We start from the raw sequence: 287 nt of genomic DNA, 5'->3' as shown, positions 1-287 counted from the left end.
ATCTGACCCAGGTGCGCCAGGCCGGCCTGGTGGAGCTGCTGGCGCTGATTCGCGGCGTCACCCTGCTGGCCGACGCCGGGTATCAGGGGCTGAGCGCGCAGACCGCCGGTGCGGTCCTCACTCCGCGGCCGGCCCGGCGGAGGAACCAGATCCCGATCTTCCCCGCCGTCGCCGCGGCCCACGAGGCCGAACGCCGGGCTCACGCGTCCAAGCGGATCCGCGTCGAGCATGGCATCAGCCACCTGAAGAACTGGCGAGCACTGTCGCGTCACCTCGGCCGACGCGAA

Annotated in this window: 1 protein-coding gene; it reads left to right on the top strand. The window is 72.1% G+C overall.

The genetic code is table 11. The features are described from left to right. A partial coding sequence (locus tag ABQ292_RS26655) for a transposase (protein ID WP_369210714.1) occupies positions 1 to 287 on the top strand: 287 nt, incomplete at both ends.

The organism is Geodermatophilus maliterrae (assembly GCF_041018925.1).
GTDB lineage: Bacteria > Actinomycetota > Actinomycetes > Mycobacteriales > Geodermatophilaceae > Geodermatophilus > Geodermatophilus maliterrae.
The sequence above is the reverse complement of the archived record's forward strand: the minus strand, read 5'-3'. Positions and strand labels throughout refer to the sequence as shown.